Consider the following 16,932-nt stretch of genomic DNA (forward strand, 5'->3'; position numbering starts at 1 on the left):
CCATTCCGAACAGAGAAGTTAAGCCCGATAGCGCCGATGGTACTGCGCTCGTGGGAGAGTAGGTCGCCGCCTTTTTTGAACCCTTCACAATAACTGTGAAGGGTTTTTTGTTTTGTGCATGGTTATAAACCTTTGGGATGAAACGATACTTCATAGAAAGAATCTCAAACAAGAAGAATAAAATAAGCTTATTTAAGCCATTAACTACACTCAAGCATACTTCTGCTTCAGCTTACTTATAAAAGATTTATTAAATAAAGGTGTTTACTACTTGATTTATATTATTTAAGAGGCAAGTGTAGAATTACATTGTCTTTATAACTTGCTCCTATTGGAATCTCTGTCGAATTAATCTCAATTTCGTGTGTAGTGAATGATGTCACTTTATTTAAATTGATGATATAGGAGCGATGAACACGAATAAATTGATACGGAGCTAATACTTTTTCTATATCACTTATTTTATATTTAGAAACAATACGTCGATCATCATCAGTATGGATTTTGATATAATCTTTTAGACTTTCGATATATAATATTGATGTAGGATTTAATTTAAAGTACTTATTGCCTGATTTAATATAAATATCTGAATTAGGTAATATCTGATGAGATGAATTTTGTAAAGTAGCAGTATTATTAGGTGTTGAATCTCTTAAAAAACGATCTATAGCTCTAAAAAAACGCTCAAATGTTATAGGTTTTAATAAATAATCTATCACATCTAAATCATAACTTTCTATAGCGTAATCACGATAGGCTGTTGTAAAAATAGTTTTTGGAGGGTTTTTAAGTGTTTTTAAAAAATCAATTCCGGTTATATGAGGCATTTTAATATCAAGAAACATTAAATCTATTTTTTGTGTATTTAATATTTCGAAAGCTTTAATAGCACTATTACAAGTAGCAACAACTTCTAGAGTATCAATTTGAGATATATGTTTTTCGATCAGTTTAACTGCCAAAGGTTCATCATCAACAATAAGACATTTTATATTCATTAGAGTGTTATCTGTAAGTTTACTGCAAAAGTATTGGTTTGAGGAATAATATTTAAGTTATATGAATTAGAATAAATTAAATCTAATTGTTTTCTTATGTTGGTTAATCCTAGATATCCTTTATGATTGGATTCATAAGTTGTAGCTATTGTATTCATAATATTAAAAGTAAAAAGGTTATCTTTTAAAACGATATCAATAGTTATTTCAGGAGAACCACTATCTTCGCCTGCTCCGTGTTTAAAAGCGTTTTCTACTAATGAGAGCAAAATAAGAGGGGCAATCTCGATATCGTAGCCAATGTCTTTGGAAAAATTAACTTTTAAACGATCGTCATAACGTAATTTTTCGAGAGCGATATAATTTTCTAGCAGACTTATTTCACTACTTAGAGAAACATATTTGCGATTACACTTATATAATATGTGGTCTAAAATTTCTGAAAGCTTTCCAATTGATTCGGGTGTTTTTGGGGAGTTATCAAGAGATAACATATAGATATTATTAAGTGTATTAAATAGAAAATGAGGATTCAATTGTGCTTTTAATAAACTTAACTCAGCCGTAGCTTTTTCCTTATCTAGTAAGATGCTCTTTTGAGTAACTCTATTATACTCAATAAAAGTTTTGATAAATGTAAAAATAAGAGAGATGGTAAAGATTTGCGGGAAATAGTGAAAAATTAATTTAGGTAAATCGGTTAAAATTTCTTGTATAGATTCTGTATAATAAGGTGGTATTCTTACAATTGGTTCTCCTACATGTACTATCATTATCCTTCCTAAAGCAGAAGCTATATAATAGATAAATAATAAAAGGATAGCAGTTAACCAGTATTTCTTTTTTTGATAGAATTTAGGAATAATTATATATGCTATTAAATACGATAAAGGAATAATAGGCGTCAAATGACAAAGAACATACGTAAATGAGGTTTTAAATGTATGTGAAGTATCTTCATAGGTCGCTCGAGTTATAAAAATGATGATGATTGCAATCCAAAAGAATAGGTGATGATACCATTTTGGTGAAGCAGAAATGTCAAATTTATTTTCAAATGCACTCATAATGTATAGTTATATAGGTAAAACTATAGATAAAAGTTTGATATAAGCTTGTAGAATTTAATAATGTAGACGAATATGATCTAATTGAAGACAAAATATATAAAATGATAGACGAATCTATATCATTAGGTGAACTTATACATTTGTCGATTAAATATAAGTGTTTGCCTTTTTCCTTAATACTGTGTTTGACTTAAACTCATATTTGTTGTCGAATTACAAATTAAACAGTTATGGGAAGAATTATTTTTATAGTTTTCATGTTATGGATTTCTGCTATAAATGCACAAGAAAAAAAGTATGTGATTAAAGGAGAAGTAAGAGAAGAGCATTCAAAAATGCCTTTAGAATTTGCAACAGTTTCAATATTAGGTGCTAATGGGGGCAAAGTAATAGAAGGAGGTGTTACTAATGAAAAAGGATTATTCGAAATTGAAGTAAAACCAGGAACTTATGATATTAAAATAGAATATATATCATTTAAAAGTGAAATCAAACCTCAAGTCAATATTCAACAAGATATACATCTAGGTACTATAATATTAACTGAAGATTTAGCGCAATTATCTGAAGTAAATATAGTAGCAGAAAAAACATCAGTTTCGTATAAATTAGATAAGAAAGTATTTAATGTAGGAAAAGATTTGGTTATTAAAGGGGGAACAATTAGTGATGTACTAGATAATGTGCCATCGGTTTCTGTAGATGCTGCTGGAGGTGTGAGTTTAAGAGGAAATGGCAATGTTAGAATTTTAATTAATGGAAAACCATCTGTTTTAGCCTCGGCAGAAGGGTTGGATCAAATTCCTGCAGAGAGTATAGAAAAAGTAGAGGTGATTACTAATCCATCTGCAAGATATGATGCAGAAGGAACAGCAGGAATAATAAATGTGATTCTTAAAAAGAACAAGAAAAATGGTTTAGGGGGATCACTGCAGGTAACTACAGGAATACCTGCAAATCATGGCGTGAATTTGAATATAAATTCTAAAGGAGAAAAATTTAATTTTTTTACAAATTTAGGATATCGATATCTGAATTATTTTGGAGAGGGAGAACAATCTCAACAGTTTTTTGAAAATAATACTATCCAATCTGTTTTAAATCAAACTTCAGACGATAAGAATAATAACAATAATTATAATATATATTTTGGAGCAGATTATTATATTAATGAAAAGAATACGTTGACTTTGAGTTATTATCACAATCGTAGAGAAAATAATGATGAGACAGCATATAGGTACGAATATTTAAATGCACAACGTGATCTAGATAGTATTACAGTAAGAGCCGAGGATTATGAAGAACCTCAAATAGCAAATCAAATTGAAGTTAATTACACAAAGACATTTGATACAGAAGGAAAAAAATTAACAGCAAATGTTCAATACGAGTTTTGGAATGATGATGAAAATGAACGATTAACTCAGATGAGAGAGTTTCCGTCTACAACAAACATAACAACTACACGTAGTAGAGATATAGAGAGCAGTAAAGATTTATTATTCCAATCAGATTTTATTACACCATTGTCAAAAAGTAGTAGATTAGAGTTGGGTATTAAAGGTGAAATTAGAAGAATAAACAGTGATTACAAGGTATGGTTTAATGAGGTTTTATCTGATGAGCTTGATAATTTATTGCATTATGATGAGCGTATTTATGGAGCATATGCACAGTATGGAAATAAAGGAAAAAGATTTCAATATTTACTAGGTATGCGTGTTGAACATGCAAACACAGGAAGTAGTGATAGAAAAAATATTTTTAATACAGATAAGAAGTACACCGATTTTTTTCCAACAGTACATTTAACATATTCAATAAATGAAAAAACAAATTTACAACTGAGTTATGGAAGAAGAATTACAAGGCCTAGATTCTGGCAATTAAATCCTTTTGGAGGAATTAGCGATGATAGAAATATTTTTGGAGGAAATCCAGATTTAGACCCTATGTACACTAATGCACTAGAATTAGGAGGATTAAAGAGGATAGGAAAACTGACTCTTAATCCTGCAATATATTATCAAAATAGTACTAATTTCTTTGATTTTATTACAACACGTTCAGCAAATGGAGCACTTTTTACAAGACCAGTTAATTTAGGTGATGAAACTAGATATGGAGCTGAGCTGAATTTGAGTTATAACCCAATAAAATGGTTAAATGTTTCTGGAGAAATTAATTATTATGCATTTAAGCAAGATGGAACATATGATGATATTTCGTATGATAATGAAGATAAAGCATGGTTTACAAGAGCCAATGTTAGAATGAAGTTTCCTAATAAACTGGCTTTTCAAACGAGTTTTAATTATACTGGAGCACGACAAAGCGGACAATCATATACTAGAGATCAATATGTTGTTAATTTAGGCTTGAGTAAAGATTTATGGAAAGATAAAGCTTCAATATCATTAAACGTAAATAATCTTTTTGATTCTAGAGTAAGAGATTTTACTATAACACAAGATAATTATATAGTAGATGCAAAATCTAAGAGAAGTGGCACAAGAGTAAGTGCTACGTTTACATATCGATTTAATCGAAAGAAAAATGAAAGAGATAGATTGCCAGATTAAAAAAAGAGGATGACTAAAATTAGTCATCCTTTTTTAAATTGTATAAAGTAGTACTTATTAATAAGCACTCAAGCAACAGTTTCTTAAGCATGCTACTGGAAATCCAATAATTAAAGGAGTACAGTCTGAGGCATTAGCACATGATTTGCCTGTTAATCCTTGAGATGGATTAAAAGGACAATTACGACTTCCTGCTGCATAAATAGTACGCTGTTCTTCTCTGTTTAATGGCTTAATACCTTTAAGTGTTTTGATTTTTTTTGATCATAATTGTTTGATTTAATGTGATTTGAAATAAAGGTAATAAACAAATACGAAAAATAATAAAGGTTACATGTATAAAAGAAACGATAAGGCAGAAATATAAAAAAGGCGAATCAAGAAAATGATCGCCTAATTTATTGATGAATGAAGATTTAAATTTGATTGATGATTTTATTGATTTTTAATTGATGATCGAGTACAAATGTATGTTTAAATCAAAGATGGATAGATAAATAAAAACAAAAAAAGTTTGATGAAATATGTATTTGTTTGATTTGTAGGTGTTTTTGTTTTGAAAAAATGTATGTGATAAATTTATAAGCTAAAAATAGTCTAAAAAAAAGGGGATATTTCCCCCTTTTTATTTTTAGACAATAAGTTGATTATTGTTTGATTTTATATTAATGATGATGACCACCCATTTCTCCCGAATTTTGTAATAAAGCACCTTTTAAATAATAAGCACCATTAGTTACGATTGCAATATCAAAATTATCACCTTCGATGGCTTTAATTTCAATATTTCCGTTTTGAGATACTCCTTTTTCAATTTTTAAACGTTTAAAATGAGTATTGGTTTCTGGAGTGAAAATAAAATACTCACCATCTTGTTCTATAAGAGCTGCTTCAGGGAGTGTATAACCTAATGAACCACCAGAAAGAATTTTAGCTTCAACAAACATTCCGGGTTTAATAATTCTACTAGGATCTTCAAAATGACCATGGATATCAGCGGTCTTAGTATCTTCTTTAATTTTTGTACCTATTAACTCTACTTCACCTTGATATTCTTTATCAATTCCTCTTGCTTTAAATATGATAGGACTCCCTTTTTTTACTTTTCCTAAATCTTTGGCAAAAACCTGTAGTTCTACATGAATATGCTCATCATCAATAATTTCGTACATTAATTCATTTGAAGCAACAAACTTACCTCTGTTCATGTTATTTTGAGTGATATATCCTGTTATTGGAGCAATTACATACAAAAAGTTTTGAATTCCTTTGGTTTGGATTTGTTTTGGAGAAAAACCTATTAAGCTTAATTGAGAAGCATAACTTTCAACAATGTTTTTGGCTGTAAGATAAGTGCTTTCTGCTGTTTGAAAATTCTTTTGAGAAACAATATCTTGTTCATATAATGACTTTTTTCTTGTGTAATTAGCTTTTTCTGTATTCAATTTAATAATAGCCTGAAGATATTGCTGTTGTACGTCAATAAACTTAGGATGTTTAAGAGTAGCAATGATTTGCCCTTTTTTAACTTTTTCTCCAGGTAATAAACTTGCTTTTTCTACAAAGGCCTCGATAGGAGCATAGACAGTAGCTTTACTTTGAGGAGGAACTTGAATTTCTCCAGCAACAGCTAATTCATCTTTAATTAATTGTTTCTTTGTTTTTCCAATTTCGATATGAGCTAATTTGATTTGTTCTGGAGTAAGTTCAACTTCATTATCACTATGTTCTTCGTTCTCGTGATGCTCTTCAACGTTAATTTCTTGAATATCTTTTGGAGATTCTTTTTTTGACGAACAACTTATAAAGCTGCTTATGATGGCTATAGATAGAATGATTTTTTTCATTGTTTTCTTCTTTAAGTTAAATTTCTAATTCAGAAATTAATTGTGTTAGTTCTTGTTGATGAAATATTCGTAATCAATTATCGCTTGATTATAATTCAATACAAGTTCGATAAAATTAGATTTAGCTTGATAATAAGTATCAAAACTTTGTGCATATTGATAGGCGTCTAATTCACCTTCTTTAAAAGCAATCTTTAATTTTGAGATATATGCTTCGGTTTTTTTGATGGTTTGTGTATTGATTTTTGTTAATTGATTATCAAGTGTACTAAGTTGTTTTTTTGTATTTTCTAAAGTATTTTGAATCGTTAGTGATTGTGTAGCTGTACTTAATTTACTTTGTTCTAGAAGTAGTTTTTGCTGCTTTATTTTAGCATTGGTTGACCAAAACCATAAAGGAATATCTAGTTGAACTTTAAATCCGTTATAAGCAGTAGCATTACCAGTTTTTCTATTGACAATACCTGCAGTTATTTCTGGAAAAAATCTAGATTTGGCTACAGCCAATTGTTTTTCTGATACTTCGTTTTGTAAAGTAAGACTATTAGAAAAATCACTAGAAAGCTCTTGATTGAGAGTAGGCAATACCAATTTTTCTGGTAAATCATTTTTGGGTTGTATAGCATAATCTATTTGAAGTTCTTCTTTAAGACGTGTTTCTACAGCCAAGAAATCTTTAAGTAAACTACTCTTTTTTACATTTAAAGAGGCTGTTTTTAAAGCAGTAAGATCATCTTCAAGACCGCTAATCTCACCTGTATCATGTAAGGTGTTAGATAGCTTTTGTATATAAGTGTTATTCTCTAATTGCTCATTGATTAACTCAAGTCTAGCATACAGATATTGCCATTGTTGATACAGTGTTTTTACATTTTTTTTGAGTTGCCTTTTTGTTAAAATAGCATTACTCTCTTGTAATTGTATTTGTGTATTAGCAAGTTTGTTTTTTTGGATATGTGTAAGAATTGATCCAAAGTTTTGTTGCAAGTGCAATTCGGTTTCAGATATATTTTCTCCTACACCTACATCTTGATAACGTATGGTAAACGGATTTAAAGCTATAGCTCCTTTTTTTACAGCTTTAGCATTTTGGACAGCTAGCGTAGCTCTCTTTAGCATCAAAGAATTTTTTGTAGCCAAAGTCATTGCTTGTTCTTGACTTAATTTTTGAGGTGCTTGTTGTGCATATATAGGATTAAGTCCCAAACTTAATAAAGCGATAATGATTAAAGTATTTGGTTTTTGTAAACGAGTTTTGCGTTCTATTAATTGATACAAAGCAGGTAGAATTAATAAGGTTAAAAAAGTCGCCGAGATAAGCCCACCAATAACAACTGTGGCCAAAGGTTTTTGTACTTCGGCTCCAGCAGAGGTAGAAATCGCCATAGGTAAAAAACCTAATGAAGCTACCGTAGCAGTAAGTAAAACAGGTCTTAAACGAACTTTTGCACCTTCTATAATTAAAGTAACAATAGACATTTCTGGATGTTCTTTTTTCAATGTATTAAAATAACTAATCAATACAATACCGTTAAGAACTGCTACACCAAAAAGAGCAATAAAACCGATTCCAGCAGAAATACTAAAAGGCATTCCTCTAAGATACAAAGCTGCAATTCCGCCAATAGCTGAAAGTGGTACCGCAGTAAAAATCAACAAAGCATATTTAAAAGAATCAAAAGTGATAAATAATAAAAAGATGATAAGTGCTAGTGCTACAGGAACAGCTATACTTAATCGTTTTTTTGCTTTGTTTAAATTTTCAAATTGCCCGCCATATTTTACAACATAACCTGGAGGGAGTTCTAATTGTGTATTTAATGTATTTTGAATATCCTTAACAAGACTTTCAACATCTCTATTTCTGGCATTAATACCTATAGTGACCCTACGTTGAGCATTTTCTCTAGAAATTTGATTAGGTCCATTTTCAATTTTAATAGCAGCTAATTCATTGAGTGGTACTTGAATATTTTGAGATGAATTAATAGTAAGTTGACTTAAATCTAAATCCTTTTTCGCTTCAGGATAAAGGCGTACTACAAGATCAAATTTACGTTCATTTTCATATACAATACCTGCAATAGCTCCAGCATAAGCACTTTTGATAATTGTATTAAGCTTATTGACAGAAACACCATAACGTGCAATTTGGGCACGATCGTATTCAATTAATAATTGAGGTAATCCTGTGACTTGTTCTACATTTAAATCACCGATACCTCGAATAGGTCGGATAAGTTGAGCAATTTGATTTGCTTTTTGATATAAAACTTGAGTGTTTTCTCCAAAAAGTTTAATCGCAATATCAGACTTAGAACCACTTATCAATTCGTTAAAACGCAATTGAATAGGTTGGGTAAGTTCGATATTAAGACCAATGATTTCTTCTAATTTTTCTTTCATTAAGAAAGCTAATTCTTGACGATCACTTGAGGTTACCCATTCCTTTTGAGGTTTCATGGCAATCATGATGTCAAAATTTTCAATTCCCATAGGATCAGTCGGAATTTCGGCAGCACCAATTTTTGAAACCACATGTTTTACTTCAGGAAAATTATCTTTGAGCAGGCGTTCAATTTTTGTAGTAGTATTAATACTTTCGGTTAACGAACTTCCTGGTTGTATGCTAGCTTGAAGAGCTAAATCTCCTTCTTCTAGAGTAGGGATAAATTCACCTCCCATGTTAGAAAAAGCAATACAGCTACCAATAAAAATGATTAATGTAATAGCAATTGCTTTTTTACTATGAGATAATACTTTTTTTAGCAGCGGTAAGTAAACTTTTGCCGCATAATTCATGATCTTATCAGCTATAGATTCTTTGATTACAATCTTTTTATTTAGACATAGCGCACTCATCATAGGCACATAAGTAAGTGATAATATCAAAGCTCCCAGTATAGCAAAACTTACTGTTTGTGCCATAGGAGTAAACATTTTACCTTCGATTCCTGTAAATGCTAGAATAGGTAAGTAAACAATAAGGATAATAATTTCTCCAAACGCTGCTGATTTCCTGATTTTTGAAGAAGAATTAAAAACAGCATCATCCATTTCGGACTGTGTGAGTACTCGGTTTTTGCCTATATAAAGTTTATGAATAATAGCCTCAACTACGATAATAGAACCATCGACTACAAGACCAAAATCAATAGCCCCTAATGACATTAAATTTGCCGAAACTCCAAAAATATTCATTAATGTAATAGCAAAAAGTAGAGAAAGAGGAATAACAGAAGCAACTACAAGTCCAGCTCTAAAGTTTCCTAATAATAAGACCAATACAAAAATAACAATAAGCCCACCTTCTAATAAGTTTTTTGAAACGGTACTAATTGCTCTACCTACTAACTCTGAGCGATCTAGATATGGCTGAATTTTTACACCTTTAGGTAGTGCTTTTTCTATTAATTGTATGCGTTCTTTAACGTTTTGGATAACTTTTGCAGAATTTTCTCCTTTATACATTAAAGAGATTCCTCCTACAACTTCTCCTTTTCCATCCATAGTCATCGCTCCAAAACGTGGAGCACTACCTATTCTTACTGCAGCAATATCTTTTACAAGAATAGGGACTTCGTTAACCGTTTTTACTACAACATTGGCAATTTCTTCTTTGGATTTTAACGTTCCTAGAGCTCTGATATAATAAGAACTATTGCCTTTTTCTATATAGCTACCACCAGCATTTTCGTTATTTATAGACAATGCTTCAAAAACGTTTGTAATAGATAAATTATAGTTGCGCAAACTACTTGGGTAAATAGCAATCTCGTATTGTTTTAACTTACCACCATAAGTAGAAACATCGATAATACCAGGAGTACCCATCAATTGTCTACGTACAATCCAATCTTGAATAGTGCGTAAATCGGTGATAGAATATTGGTCTTCATAACCTTCTTCAATAGTAAGGATGTATTGATAAATTTCTCCTAATCCAGTTGTAATAGGCATCATTTCTGGACTGCCTAAACTTTCTGGAATTTCGTTTTCTGCCTCTTTTATTTGTTCGCTAACAAATTGACGAGCTTTAAGAATATCGACATCATCCTTAAAAATAAGAGTAACAACAGACAAACCGTACCTAGAAATAGATCGAATTTCTTCTACATCAGGAATGTTTGCCATGGCAATTTCTACAGGATAAGTAATGTATTGTTCTACCTCTTGTGGTGCAAGAGATTTTGAAGTGGTGACAATTTGTACTTGATTATTAGTAATATCAGGTACAGCATCTATAGGTATTTGTGTTAAAGAGTATATCCCTACACATATTAGTGCAAGAGTAAGTATTCCTATAAAGAGTTTATTCTTTATAGAAAATGAGATGATTTTATTGAACATAAATATAACTTATAATTCAGTTGATAATGTGCTATATAAAAGCATATAACATTAGGTTTAATAGTATTTGATACTGTTCTCAATTGGATATAGGTATCCTATAATATGATCGAATTATGCCTGGGGAGGTTCAAAAGATCCAGAAGTAAAACCTTCAGGAATAGAAGAGGTATATGAAATGATTTTTGTTGAAATTTCAGGATGAATTACATCAAAATTGAATGAAGAGGCAATAGATATTTGCATTTGGCAACATTGACATTGACAAAATGGAGAACATATGTCCTCATGTGTTTCATCGTGATGATTATCATCAAGAGCTATGATGTGTTCTAGACTAGCATCACTATCAGTAATACCATCTGCACACGGAACCATATTAAGTCCGACTAAATAAAGTGCAAGTATGATGATCTGAAACTTCATATTACAAACTTAGCACAAAAAAGAGTTTCTATAATAGTATTTTTATACAAAAAAGTTGTTAAATGCTATAAAAACTAAATAAAGAAAGTAACATTGCTTATTAAAAACAGTCTTATGTTACAGAACGTTATCAAGAAACCGTAGTAGTTTTGCTATGGAGAGAACTTAAAAGATTTTGGATGAAAAGAATAATACTTTTTTGTGTACCCCTTTTTTTAATTTCATGTGCTAGTATAGATCGTTATAATGAGAAAATTACAACCAAGCATACCGTAAAACAATTACAAAAAGATGTAGATAAAACGTATAGAAAACTACAAAAATTACATCCTAAACTTTATGGATATATAACTAAAGAACGTTTAGATTTTAAATTTGATAGTTTAAAACAAACTATTCAAGAACCCTTAACAAGTAAGGAGTTTTACAAAAAATTAGCTCCGGTAATAGCAGAGGTGAGACAAGGGCATATTTCTGTGAGTTATCCTAAGACTCGATTTCACAAAAAAGAACGTAAAGCCATTTTAAAGAAGAAATTTGAATTTAATGACCTTGAATTTGAATACTTAAATAATGGATTATGGATTACCAATACAAGAGGGAAAGATAGCACTGTTATAGGGAGCGAAATCGTAAAAGTAGAAGGAGAACCAATACCTTCAATTATTGATGCTTATAAAAAAAGAATGGCATCAGATGGATATAATACGACATTTTATAATAGGATAATAGCATTTAGGTTCTCAGATTATGTATATAAAAACGAGGGATTTAAAGACAGTATAACTGTGACATTAAAAAGAGGAGATTCTATTTTTGATAAAACATTTAAGAGGATAGCCAAAGCGAAAAAGAAAAAGGATACAATTAAAGAAAATAAAGTAGTAAGATTAACTAAAGCTGAGCGAAAAGCATTAAAAATAAAACAGAAAAAGAAACGTAAGGCTAATGTAAAATACGGTTATAATACAAGAAAAAAAGAATACACACGTATATTTGATTTTATAGGAAAAGATAGTAGTGTCGCTTATATGAAAATAAGAGTTTTTGATGGGCGATATAAAGAGTTTTTTCAAGAAAGCTTTAAAAAAATAGATTCTGCCAAAGCTACACATATGATTCTTGATTTAAGGAATAATCCAGGAGGAAGCGTAAATCAAATTACAGATTTGTATAGTTATTTTGCAACAGAAAAATTTAAAATGGTAAAAGAAGCAGAAGTGCTTACCAGAGTGCCAGTACTTAAATCCGTACTGTCGTATAATGCATCTGTAGCACAAAAAGTGTTTGGAAGTATTTTTTCGCCATTGATAGTAGCACATAATTTAATTAAAACACATAAAAAAGACGGTAAGCGATATTATAAACTAAAGAATGCCAAGGAGACAGAGGTTAATCCTTTGCGATTTAAAGGAAAGTTATATGTTTTGACTAATGGAGCATCTTTTTCTGCTTCATCTATTTTATCAACTAATTTAAAAGCTTCTAATAGAGCTGTAATTATAGGAGAAGAGACAGGAGGTGCCTTTAATGGTACTGTTGCAGGTTTGTTTAAAAATTTCAGATTACCGCATTCAAGATTAAGTATACGTATGGGGATGATGCAAGTAGAAACACCATATACTACTTCTCCAGATGGATATGGGGTGACGCCAGATGTTGAAGTATTGCCCAAATTAGAAGATAGATTAATAGGACGAGATACAGAAATACAATGGGTATTAGAAGATATTAAAAAGAAAAAAGCCCCATAAGCTATTGCTATTTTAGGGGCTTTGATCAAAACATTACTTCTTTCATTTTATCCCTAAGTACGGGATAATGATCATATACTAATTGTGTGATTTTTTCTAGAGGAAGATCATCAAAATGTCCATAGTCTTCGAGGTACTCCATAAACTGATTCCCATTACTGTTATAAGCTTGAAATACAGTTCCGTTTTTACCGTCAAAATCCATGACATCTACTTTCATGATTTCGCATAACTCTTTATTAAATGCAGGAGTAAGGATAATCCACGAATCGTTTAAAAAAACTTCGATATAACCATGAGGAACGATTACATCTGAACCTAAATATGCTAACAATTTTTCTACTCCCAAATGATTTTTTACTTTAGCTAAACACAATCGAGCAGGAATTCCAATAGCTCTAAGACAACTGATTAAAATAATCCCTTTATCAAGACAATGCCCGTCAGGACGTTGCATTAAAGCATGTACTTGCCAATCTTCTTTTTGTGTAGTAAAGTGATATGGATTATAGCGCCAATGGTCTCTAACTGCTATATATAGCTTTTGAGTTTGTTCTACTGCATTACGTTCTTCACCAGTAAGATGCTGTAATATAAATTCCTTTACTATGGGATGTGAATAGTTGAAGAAAAATGTTTCTTTCAAATACTTTTCCATTACCTTAAAATCCTTGTTTTTGTATTCCTTAATTTAAAGAGTCGATAACATCACTTACCTTTGAAATGAATAAATGATAATCAAACGATATCTTTATGCTGCTTTTTTTGTTATCTAAATAAAATTTAGTTCAAAAAGGGGTGCAAAGATAAACGCTTATTTTAATGTATAGGCATATTTGCCTAAATGTTTATGAAAACAAAAGAAAAAATATTACAAACTGCATTGTTATTGTTTAATACCAGAGGTGTTTCAAAAGTGTCTAGTAAAGCCATAAGTGAAGAAATAGGAATGAGTTATGGTAATTTGTGTTATCATTTCCCTAAGAAGGATGATATCATCATGCGATTGCATCAAAATTTATTGGACGAATTAGATGAAAGCTTCGAAAAAGTTGAACGAGATATTTTTGCATTTGATTCGTTGGTAGTCACATTAAGAAAGATGATGACATTAACAGAAAAATATTGCTTTTTGTTTTTTAGTAGTCATGAACTACAATTAAAATACGAACCTATTAGGCTAAAGAGTATAGAAAGAGCAAAAGAATACCATAATCTATTATTGAGAATCTCAGAGTTTTTGATGGCTAATGGTTATATGAAATCAGATGATGACAAAGAATCTGTAAAAATGTTTGTTCATGGATTATTGATTTTATACAACTCATGGATAACAGATTCACAACTTTTTTATAATGAAAAAGGAGGGATTTCAAAAGTGGATTATTATCTCAAAGTTCTTTTTAGTATGCTAAGACCTTCTTTAACGAGAAAGGGAGTTGAAGCTTTTTCAGAAATTTATACTAGTTAAGGTAGGGTAAACGTGAATTTGACTGTTATAGGTATAGATGCATACATAATAAAATTTTAGAAAGTTTTTGAGTTAAGTCATTAACTATTTATTTATCAGCGCTGAGGAAGAAATTGGGTAAATAAATAAAAAACTTTTGCGTTACAACAAACGCATACCTTGGTAGTGACTATTGATATAGAAACTATGGGGTATGCGTTTTTTTATGAAAGAATATTAAATTTTTAAATTATAGATAAATATGAAGAAGATTACATTAGTAGGAATGTTATTAATATCGATGATATTAGGTTTAAATGCACAAGCACAAGGATATGAATATAAAGTAGTAACTTCGGTAGAATCAATTATACCTAGTGGGATAGGGAGATCTAGAATAATTTCTGCTTCAGAAGATAGAGACTATAAAGAATTTACTTCTTCAAGATCAGCAGAGAATGATGAACGCAATAAATCAAAGAGATCAAAAATAAGAGTAAAGAACTTTGAAGAAACAAAATTGTTGAACTTTTACAACTTAGCAGGAATTAGATTTCAAAATATAGCTGCAAATGATGCTGTAATTTCTTCAAAAATAAATGGTATGGTAGAAGAAGGATGGGATCTGGCTTTTGTAGTAAGTGGAGTAGAAAGTGATGCAGGAGAAGAAGATGGTAATGGGATTTATATTACACGTTTTATTTTTAAACGATTAAAAACTAAACCTACCGAATAAAAAATAAGAGATCGATACAACGCATAATCAAAAGTTGATCGATCTCTATTATAAAAACTAAAAGGGTTCTCTATAGACAAATATCATATAAAGAAGCTTAATAATCAGTGACGTTTGTCACCGTGTAAAAGTGATCACAAAAAAACGACTTGCATTTGCAAGCCGTTTTTGTTGTTTTATATAAAAAAGTAATCTTATTTTTTTACCAGTTGCTTGATTTTAAGATTTAAAGCAGCAAATAATAAGGTAGTAAAAGGGCTTAGCCAGTTAAAAATGGCATAAGCAAAATAATCCATTACAGATACACCTAATACACCACTTTGATAAGCTCCACAAGTATTCCAAGGAATTAAAACCGAAGTCACTGTTCCAGAATCTTCTAGTGTTCTACTTAAATTCTCAGGCGCTAATCCTTTTTTTCTATAGGCACCAGCATACATTTTTCCTGGTACTACGATAGCCAAATATTGATCAGATGCGGTAGCGTTTAATGCTAAACATGTAAAAACAGTACTTGCAAATAAACCAAAAACAGTATTAAATAAATTTAATAAAGCTTTACTAATTGTAGATAAAGCTCCGATAGCATCCATGATACCACCAAAAACCATAGCACAAAGAATTAACCAGATAGTACCTAGCATACCTTTCATTCCGCCAGCAGTAAATAAATCGTTTAATTCTGTACTCGTAGTAACGACAGCAGAATCAACAGTAATAGCAGTCATCACACCTTTATAAGCCGAATTAAAAGTTAAAGCTTCAGCACCAGCAATACTAGCAACAATTTGTGGTTGCGCAATGATAGCAGCTATTCCGCCTAAAAGTGTTCCTAATAATAAAGCGATTAGCGGAGAAGTCTTTTTTACAATTAAAAACACCACAAAAGCAGGTACTAAAAATAACCACGGAGTAATAGTAAAAGCGTTCTCTATAGCAGTTAATTTGTCTTGAATATTAGGAGCTCCTACAGTATCTATATTTAAACCTATAATAATAAAAACTATTAAGGTTACTATAATTGTAGGTACTGTAGTAAGTGTCATATATTTAATATGCGAAAACAAATCTCCACCAGCCATAGCAGGAGCAAGATTAGTAGTGTCTGATAGCGGAGACATTTTATCTCCAAAATAAGCACCAGAAATTACAGCACCAGCAGTCATTCCTAGAGAAATTCCTAAAGTATCACCTATACCAATTAAGGCGATACCTACTGTAGCTGTAGTAGTCCATGAACTACCCGTAGCTATAGAAATGATAGCACAAATTACTACACATGCTGCTAAGAATATGGTAGGATTTAATATTTGTAAACCATAATAAATCATGGTAGGGATAATACCACTAATAAGCCAGGTACCAGCAAGAGCACCTACCATAAGCAATATCAAAATAGCTCCAGTAGTAGATTTGATATTCTCTGCTACTTCTTCCATCATTTGTTTATACGAAACCCGATTATAGAATCCTACAATAGCAGCTACTGCTGCACCTAATAATAATATAAACTGATTACTACCGCTTAACGCATCATCTCCAAAAACGTATCTCACATTATAAAATAGCATAATAACTAATGCTATAATAGGAATCAAAGCTTCAAAAATGCTTAATTCTTTATTTTCAATAATAGGCTCGTTTTCGGGATTCTTAGGATTAATATCTTGACTTTGCATATAATAATTAGAATTCTATAATTTTTGAGATGTA

11 protein-coding genes and 1 rRNA gene are annotated in these 16,932 nt (G+C 30.7%); 5 read left to right on the forward strand and 7 right to left on the reverse strand.

Annotation, left to right across the window (positions count from 1 at the left end):
- Nucleotides 1–75 (forward strand): 5S ribosomal RNA (gene rrf, locus ACYEKI_RS13565); the annotation flags it as partial.
- Between the two features lie 206 nt (nucleotides 76–281).
- Here the strand turns inward: rrf and ACYEKI_RS13570 are convergent.
- Entirely contained in the window at nucleotides 282–1,001 is a 720-nt protein-coding gene (locus ACYEKI_RS13570) for a LytR/AlgR family response regulator transcription factor (RefSeq protein ID WP_459211742.1), read from the reverse strand.
- Nucleotides 1,001–2,068, reverse strand: coding sequence for a sensor histidine kinase (locus tag ACYEKI_RS13575; protein ID WP_459211743.1), 1,068 nt, complete (start codon nucleotides 2,066–2,068; stop codon nucleotides 1,001–1,003). The genes ACYEKI_RS13570 and ACYEKI_RS13575 overlap by 1 nt, the downstream gene beginning before the upstream one ends.
- Nucleotides 2,069–2,301: 233 nt before the next feature.
- On the opposite strand from ACYEKI_RS13575, the gene ACYEKI_RS13580 reads away from it, so the two are divergent.
- Nucleotides 2,302–4,656 (forward strand): TonB-dependent receptor, encoded by a 2,355-nt coding sequence (locus ACYEKI_RS13580; protein ID WP_459211744.1) that lies wholly within the window; start codon nucleotides 2,302–2,304, stop codon nucleotides 4,654–4,656.
- A 665-nt stretch (nucleotides 4,657–5,321) separates the two neighbouring features.
- On the opposite strand, the gene ACYEKI_RS13585 is transcribed toward ACYEKI_RS13580, so the two are convergent.
- The 3 genes from ACYEKI_RS13585 to ACYEKI_RS13595 form a co-directional block, all read right to left on the reverse strand.
- Nucleotides 5,322–6,503, reverse strand: a complete 1,182-nt coding sequence (locus ACYEKI_RS13585; RefSeq protein WP_459211745.1) for an efflux RND transporter periplasmic adaptor subunit — start codon at nucleotides 6,501–6,503, stop codon at nucleotides 5,322–5,324.
- Nucleotides 6,504–6,548: 45 nt separating this feature from the next.
- Nucleotides 6,549–10,853: a CusA/CzcA family heavy metal efflux RND transporter gene (locus tag ACYEKI_RS13590; RefSeq protein WP_459211746.1), complete on the reverse strand. Its 4,305-nt coding sequence runs from the start codon at nucleotides 10,851–10,853 to the stop codon at nucleotides 6,549–6,551.
- A 114-nt stretch (nucleotides 10,854–10,967) separates the two neighbouring features.
- The gene (locus tag ACYEKI_RS13595) at nucleotides 10,968–11,279 is read right to left on the reverse strand and encodes a DUF6660 family protein (RefSeq protein ID WP_459211747.1); all 312 of its coding nucleotides are present in this window, start codon (nucleotides 11,277–11,279) and stop codon (nucleotides 10,968–10,970) included.
- Between the two features lie 179 nt (nucleotides 11,280–11,458).
- Here ACYEKI_RS13595 and ACYEKI_RS13600 point away from each other — a divergent pair, with 179 nt between their 5' ends.
- Nucleotides 11,459–13,033: a S41 family peptidase gene (locus ACYEKI_RS13600; RefSeq protein ID WP_459211748.1), complete on the forward strand. Its 1,575-nt coding sequence runs from the start codon at nucleotides 11,459–11,461 to the stop codon at nucleotides 13,031–13,033.
- A gap of 25 nt (nucleotides 13,034–13,058) precedes the next feature.
- On the opposite strand, the gene ACYEKI_RS13605 is transcribed toward ACYEKI_RS13600, so the two are convergent.
- Nucleotides 13,059–13,691, reverse strand: a complete 633-nt coding sequence (locus ACYEKI_RS13605) for a transglutaminase-like domain-containing protein (RefSeq protein WP_459211749.1) — start codon at nucleotides 13,689–13,691, stop codon at nucleotides 13,059–13,061.
- Between the two features lie 192 nt (nucleotides 13,692–13,883).
- On the opposite strand from ACYEKI_RS13605, the gene ACYEKI_RS13610 reads away from it, so the two are divergent.
- Together ACYEKI_RS13610 and ACYEKI_RS13615 are read left to right on the forward strand one after the other, a co-directional pair.
- Nucleotides 13,884–14,504, forward strand: coding sequence for a TetR/AcrR family transcriptional regulator (locus tag ACYEKI_RS13610; protein ID WP_459211750.1), 621 nt, complete (start codon nucleotides 13,884–13,886; stop codon nucleotides 14,502–14,504).
- Between the two features lie 241 nt (nucleotides 14,505–14,745).
- Nucleotides 14,746–15,219, forward strand: coding sequence for a hypothetical protein (locus tag ACYEKI_RS13615; protein WP_459211751.1), 474 nt, complete (start codon nucleotides 14,746–14,748; stop codon nucleotides 15,217–15,219).
- Nucleotides 15,220–15,413: 194 nt separating this feature from the next.
- Here ACYEKI_RS13615 and nhaC read toward each other — a convergent pair whose 3' ends face one another.
- Nucleotides 15,414–16,898 carry a Na+/H+ antiporter NhaC gene (gene nhaC, locus ACYEKI_RS13620; RefSeq protein WP_459211752.1) on the reverse strand — a complete coding sequence of 495 codons (1,485 nt, stop codon included), beginning with the start codon at nucleotides 16,896–16,898 and terminating at the stop codon, nucleotides 15,414–15,416.
- Nucleotides 16,899–16,932 lie beyond the last annotated feature (34 nt).

Origin of the sequence: Aquimarina rhabdastrellae (assembly GCA_947387485.1) — a bacterium.
Lineage (GTDB): Bacteria > Bacteroidota > Bacteroidia > Flavobacteriales > Flavobacteriaceae > Aquimarina.

Excerpts from the sequence above, each read along its gene's own strand:
- ACYEKI_RS13570 (WP_459211742.1), bottom strand. The coding sequence starts at position 1,001 with ATGAATATAAAATGTCTTATTGTTGATGATGAACCTTTGGCAGTTAAA.
- ACYEKI_RS13575 (WP_459211743.1), bottom strand. The coding sequence starts at position 2,068 with ATGAGTGCATTTGAAAATAAATTTGACATTTCTGCTTCACCAAAATGG.
- ACYEKI_RS13580 (WP_459211744.1), top strand. The coding sequence starts at position 2,302 with ATGGGAAGAATTATTTTTATAGTTTTCATGTTATGGATTTCTGCTATA.
- ACYEKI_RS13585 (WP_459211745.1), bottom strand. The coding sequence starts at position 6,503 with ATGAAAAAAATCATTCTATCTATAGCCATCATAAGCAGCTTTATAAGT.
- ACYEKI_RS13590 (WP_459211746.1), bottom strand. The coding sequence starts at position 10,853 with ATGTTCAATAAAATCATCTCATTTTCTATAAAGAATAAACTCTTTATA.
- ACYEKI_RS13595 (WP_459211747.1), bottom strand. The coding sequence starts at position 11,279 with ATGAAGTTTCAGATCATCATACTTGCACTTTATTTAGTCGGACTTAAT.
- ACYEKI_RS13600 (WP_459211748.1), top strand. The coding sequence starts at position 11,459 with ATGAAAAGAATAATACTTTTTTGTGTACCCCTTTTTTTAATTTCATGT.
- ACYEKI_RS13605 (WP_459211749.1), bottom strand. The coding sequence starts at position 13,691 with ATGGAAAAGTATTTGAAAGAAACATTTTTCTTCAACTATTCACATCCC.
- ACYEKI_RS13610 (WP_459211750.1), top strand. The coding sequence starts at position 13,884 with ATGAAAACAAAAGAAAAAATATTACAAACTGCATTGTTATTGTTTAAT.
- ACYEKI_RS13615 (WP_459211751.1), top strand. The coding sequence starts at position 14,746 with ATGAAGAAGATTACATTAGTAGGAATGTTATTAATATCGATGATATTA.
- nhaC (WP_459211752.1), bottom strand. The coding sequence starts at position 16,898 with ATGCAAAGTCAAGATATTAATCCTAAGAATCCCGAAAACGAGCCTATT.